The organism is Mycobacterium colombiense, assembly GCF_003284935.1.
GTDB classification, from domain to species: Bacteria; Actinomycetota; Actinomycetes; order Mycobacteriales; family Mycobacteriaceae; genus Mycobacterium; species Mycobacterium arosiense_A.
In genome coordinates this window covers 1-4,713 of record NZ_QMEV01000128.1, presented here as the reverse complement: position 1 = coordinate 4,713, position 4,713 = coordinate 1, and the positions used below count along the sequence as shown (strand labels likewise).

At 66.4% G+C, this 4,713-nt stretch carries 7 protein-coding genes and 1 pseudogene; 6 read left to right on the top strand and 2 right to left on the bottom strand.

Annotation, left to right across the window (positions count from 1 at the left end; genetic code table 11):
- A partial coding sequence (locus tag DQP57_RS26145) for a DUF6542 domain-containing protein (protein WP_346427309.1) occupies nt 1-744 on the bottom strand: 744 nt, incomplete at its 3' end.
- Nucleotides 745-886: 142 nt separating this feature from the next.
- On the opposite strand from DQP57_RS26145, the gene ychF reads away from it, so the two are divergent.
- Nucleotides 887-1,960 carry a redox-regulated ATPase YchF gene (ychF, locus tag DQP57_RS26140; RefSeq protein ID WP_112635780.1) on the top strand — a complete coding sequence of 358 codons (1,074 nt, stop codon included), beginning with the start codon at nt 887-889 and terminating at the stop codon, nt 1,958-1,960.
- Between the two features lie 25 nt (nt 1,961-1,985).
- Here ychF and DQP57_RS26135 read toward each other — a convergent pair whose 3' ends face one another.
- On the bottom strand, nt 1,986-2,486 hold the full coding sequence (locus tag DQP57_RS26135; RefSeq protein ID WP_112635778.1) for a nitroreductase/quinone reductase family protein: 501 nt from the start codon (nt 2,484-2,486) through the stop codon (nt 1,986-1,988).
- Nucleotides 2,487-2,558: 72 nt separating this feature from the next.
- Here DQP57_RS26135 and DQP57_RS26130 point away from each other — a divergent pair, with 72 nt between their 5' ends.
- The 5 genes and pseudogenes from DQP57_RS26130 to DQP57_RS26110 form a co-directional block, all read left to right on the top strand.
- Complete coding sequence (locus tag DQP57_RS26130) at nt 2,559-2,771, top strand: hypothetical protein (protein WP_112635776.1); 213 nt, start codon at nt 2,559-2,561, stop codon at nt 2,769-2,771.
- Nucleotides 2,768-3,388: a cation transporter gene (locus tag DQP57_RS26125; protein ID WP_112635774.1), complete on the top strand. Its 621-nt coding sequence runs from the start codon at nt 2,768-2,770 to the stop codon at nt 3,386-3,388. The genes DQP57_RS26130 and DQP57_RS26125 overlap by 4 nt, the downstream gene beginning before the upstream one ends.
- 11 nt (nt 3,389-3,399) lie before the next feature.
- Nucleotides 3,400-3,951: a VOC family protein gene (locus tag DQP57_RS26120; protein WP_112635772.1), complete on the top strand. Its 552-nt coding sequence runs from the start codon at nt 3,400-3,402 to the stop codon at nt 3,949-3,951.
- Between the two features lie 102 nt (nt 3,952-4,053).
- Nucleotides 4,054-4,452 (top strand): VOC family protein, encoded by a 399-nt coding sequence (locus DQP57_RS26115; RefSeq protein ID WP_112635770.1) that lies wholly within the window; start codon nt 4,054-4,056, stop codon nt 4,450-4,452.
- Between the two features lie 61 nt (nt 4,453-4,513).
- Nucleotides 4,514-4,713, top strand: a pseudogene (locus DQP57_RS26110) (hypothetical protein); the annotation flags it as partial.

The following is a 4,713-nucleotide window of genomic DNA, read 5'->3' as shown; positions in this document are numbered from 1 at the left end:
GCGGGTGCTCCGCCTCGGACGTTCGGGCCGCTCGACCGGTTCGGACCCATCGCCCAACGGCTCGCGGGAGTGCCGAGAGCGGCTCCGGGCCGAACGCGCGGTGGAGCGAGTGGTGCGGGTGGTGCGGCGCGTCCTCGACGACGGACCCGACCTGCGGCCCCGTCGGGCGTCGCTGGTCTCGTCGGCGTCGTCGGTGTCGGCATCGGACTGCAACACCGACTGCGCCTTGGCGACGATGCCGTTGAAGAAGGACTTGACGTCGACGCCGGCGGCCTCCGAAGCGTCTTCAGAGGTGCTCGCCGATGTCCTTGCCTGGTAAGCGTTTCCGAAATACCAACGGGCCAGTCCGATCGCCAGTACACCGCCGGCGGTGCCCAGCATCAGCGGGAAACGCTCGATCAGCGGATAGCCGCAGTTGATCAGCAGGTCTTTGAGGCGGCCGACCTTGGCGTCGTGGAACAGCCAGTAGGCGCCCGGCACCGCGCCGAACAGGATCAGGGGCGGCTGGATGATCGTGGTGAAGATGCCGTCCTGGCGCACCGCCAGCACCGCCGCGACGCAGCCGGCTATATAGAAGCCCGCGAAGACGTGGGTCAGTTCCTTGTGACCAGCGTCGATTCCGTAGCCGATGGCGGTCGCGGTGACGGCGATGAGCAGGGCTGCGTACCAGGGGACACCTGGGATGTTCGGAAGGATCGAACGGTGACCATCCTCCACCGTCGAACTTGCCCGCTGTGCTGACACATGTAGACCGTACCGGGAATGGGGCGAAAGGCCCGTAAATACCTCGTGGGGATCCTGGGCGTGCCCTACCGGGGCGCGCGAACGCCGGTGTCCAATGGTCCCCGGCTCGCGCCGCGGCCAAGACCCCTAGACTTGGTTCCCCGTGAGCCTGAGCCTGGGAATAGTGGGGTTGCCCAACGTCGGCAAGTCGACCTTGTTCAACGCGCTGACCCGGAACAACGTGGTGGCGGCCAACTATCCGTTCGCGACGATCGAGCCCAACGAGGGCGTCGTCCCGCTGCCCGATTCCCGGCTGGACAAGCTCGCCGAGATGTTCGATTCCGAGAAGATCGTCCCGGCGCCGGTCACGTTCGTCGACATCGCCGGGATCGTGAAGGGCGCCTCCGAGGGCGCCGGCCTGGGCAACAAGTTCCTGGCCAACATCCGCGAGTGTGACGCGATCTGCCAGGTGGTGCGGGTGTTCGCCGACGACGACGTGGTGCACGTCGACGGCAAGGTCGATCCGCGCGCCGACATCGAGGTGATCGAGACCGAGCTGATCCTGGCCGACATGCAGACCCTGGAGAGGGCCGTCCCGCGGCTGGAGAAAGAAGCCCGCAACAATAAGGAGCGCAAGCCGGTGCACCAGGCGGCCGTCGCCGCGGAGGCGGTGCTGGACTCGGGCAAGACGCTGTTCGCGGCCGGGGTCGACGCCGCGCCGCTGCGCGAGCTGAATCTGATGACCACCAAGCCGTTTCTGTACGTGTTCAACGCCGACGAGTCCGTGCTGACCGACGATGCCCGCAGGGCCGAGCTGTCCGCGATGGTCGCCCCCGCCGACGCGGTGTTCCTCGACGCGAAGATCGAGGCCGAACTGCAAGAGCTCGACGACGAGTCGGCGGCCGAGCTGCTGGAGTCCATCGGGCAAACCGAGCGTGGACTGGATGCGTTGGCGCGGGCCGGTTTTCACACCCTCAAGCTGCAGACCTACCTCACTGCCGGCCCAAAAGAGGCGCGCGCGTGGGTGATTCACCAGGGCGACACCGCACCCAAGGCCGCCGGGGTGATTCACACCGATTTCGAAAAGGGCTTCATCAAGGCCGAGATCGTGTCCTACGACGACCTGATCGCCGCGGGCTCGATGGCGGCCGCCAAGGCGGCGGGCAAGGTCCGCATGGAGGGCAAGGACTACGTGATGGCCGACGGCGACGTGGTCGAGTTCCGCTTCAACGTGTAGCGAACACCGCGGGCGCGTCAGGCGTTTACTGCGAGTCCTGCGCGGAGAAGACGTCGATCGGCCGCACGGGCGTCAACATCACCAGGGGTATCTGGCGGGTCGTCGATTTCTGGTAGGAGATGTACGGCGGGTACAGGTGAGCCATGTAGGACCACACTTGATGCCGTTCCTCGCCTTCGGGTTCCCGCCACGTGGCCTCGAACGCCTGGGTCGCGATCTGCAGGCCGATTGTGTTGCTCGCCAAGATATTCAGGTACCAACCCGGATGCGTGTCGGCGCCGCCCTTCGACGCGACGATCACGATCTCGCCGCCGAAGTTGCCGTAGATCAACGGCCGGATATAAATTTTCCCCGACTTGCGGCCCACGCACCTGATCAAGCAGTGCGTCGTCATCTCGCGGCCCCCGACCGCACTGACGTCGAAGATGTGGCCGCGCGCGCCACCCGAACTCAGGTAGGTGTCCAGGTGCTCACTGATCCAGTTGTTTCGCGCCGCTCGGATCGCCGCGGCTTCGGCGTCGGCCATGGATGACTCCCTGAATTCAGACGGGCGAAGGGGATTGGACTAATCCGGGTTTGCTGACTGATCCATGTAACCATGCGCGCCGCCGGTCAGTTCGCGCAGCCGGGCGACGATGCCGAGGGTCCTGTCATGGATACCGCGCCCGGTTGCGTTTCGCCGCGGCGGGGAGCACGCACCGAATACGCTCGCACGATGATCTATCGCTGGCTGGTGCGCGAGCAGGCGGCGGCCGCTTGGCGGCGGTGGTCCGAACAACGGTTTGACGAGACGCGCCTGCGTCGCGCGTGAGCCAGCGAAGGCGACTGGGGATCGTCCTCGGACTCAACGTTTCGCTCATCGCCGCGCTGGTCATCGTGGGCCTGGTCGCACATTCGGTTGGTGTGCTCGCGGCGGCGGGTGACACCGCCGCGGATTCTGTTGCGCTGCTGCTCGGTCTGATCGCCGTCACCGTCCGGGACCGTACGACGTATGCCCGGCGTCGGCTGGCGATACCGGCGGTGGCGCTGATCAACGGCGTTGCGCTCCTGGTGGTGGCGGTGTTGATCGTGGTGGAAGCGATGCGCCGGCTGATTCGCGGCGTTCCCGCGGTGCACGGCCTGCCGGTGTCGATCGTCAGTGCGGTCACCATGGCCGTCCTGTTGGTGGGGGCGTGGGTGCTGGGCGCCTCGGCCGCAAGCGAGGACCTGCACATGCGCTCGGTCCTGCTGGACACCCTCGCCGACGCCGCGTCGGCCGCGGCCGTTGCCGTCGCTGGTGCTGTGATCGCGTTGACTGGACGCTTCTTCTGGCTCGATTCGGTCCTCGCGCTCGCGATCGCGGTCATCGTCGCCGTCCCCGCGGGCGCACTGTCCTTGAAGGCCGTCAGCGCGATGCGCGGCAAGGCAGTGGATTTCACGGACGACTAAGGTCAGACACGATGCGGTGGCGGGGTGTGTGTCACGTCGAGTTCGCGGTGCTGGACTACGACGACTCCATCGCGTTCTACGACGCATTATTCGGTTGGCTCGGCTACAGCAGCTTCTCGTCGCTCGACATGGAGTACCAATCGACGTACTACATGACGCGAAACGTCAACCCGCACAGCTACATCGGCATCCAGCCCGCGCGCAGCGGCGCGAAGCTGACGCACACCGAGCAGGCGGTCGGCATCAACCACATCGCGTTGTGGGCGCGCAACAGGGCGGAGGTCGACCGATTCCACCGCGAATTCTTGGTCGCGCGCGGCATCCCGGTCACCGACGAGCCCCAGGATTACCCGCAGTACTGGCCCGGCTACTACGCGGTCTTCTTGGACGACCCGATCAACGGGATTCATTGGGAACTGGCCTGGGTGCCGAAAATCCCTACGCCCCGCCAACTTTGGTCGTTCTATCGTGCGATCCGTGCCTTCTCCAGGAGCCGGACGGACCTGGCGAATACGGTGCCGGGCGTCGCAAGGCAGGCCAGGAGAACCCTTCCGTCCCGGTGAGGCGACGGGCGCCGGGGCCGCACCCCCGTGACGGCGCCCCGGTTGTCGGAGGCGGCGTTTAGCATGCGGTCCTCAGACACCTATCGCACCTGGAGGCACCGCATGAAGTTCATTTCGACCCGCATCATCACGGCCGACGTCAGGCGGCTCGTCGATTTCTACCAGCTGGTCACCGGCGTCTCGGCGATCTGGGGCAACGAGCTGTTCGCCGAGATCCCGACGCCGATCGGCACGCTGGCGATCGGTAGCGACAAGACCGTCCCGCTGTTCGGCGACGGGTCCGCCGAACCCGCGGCCAATCGCAGCGCCATCCTGGAATTCATCGTCGAGGACGTGGACTCCGAATACGAGCGGCTTCGACAGCACATCGCCGAGGTCGTAACGGAGCCGACCACCATGCCCTGGGGCAACCGCGCGCTGTTGTTCCGGGATCCGGATGGAAACCTGGTCAACCTGTTCACCCCGGTGACGCCGGAGGCTCGGTCCAAGTTCGGACTGTGACGGTGTGAAGGAATCCGAACTTCTACTTGCCCGGATCACCGTCGGGGGAAATTCTTAGGAGATGGCGACTGTGAAGCGCGCGGTGCGGCGGACGGCGAGCGTGGTGGTGGGCGGCGCGGTGGCGCTGTCCGTTCTGGGGCTGGCCGGCGGCCCCGTCGTGGCGGCGGCACCGCCCCCGGCACCCACCGGCCACTGGTGCCCGGGCGATCCGTGGAACCCGACCTGGGGCAACGTCTTGGACTGGGACTGGCATCAATGCCA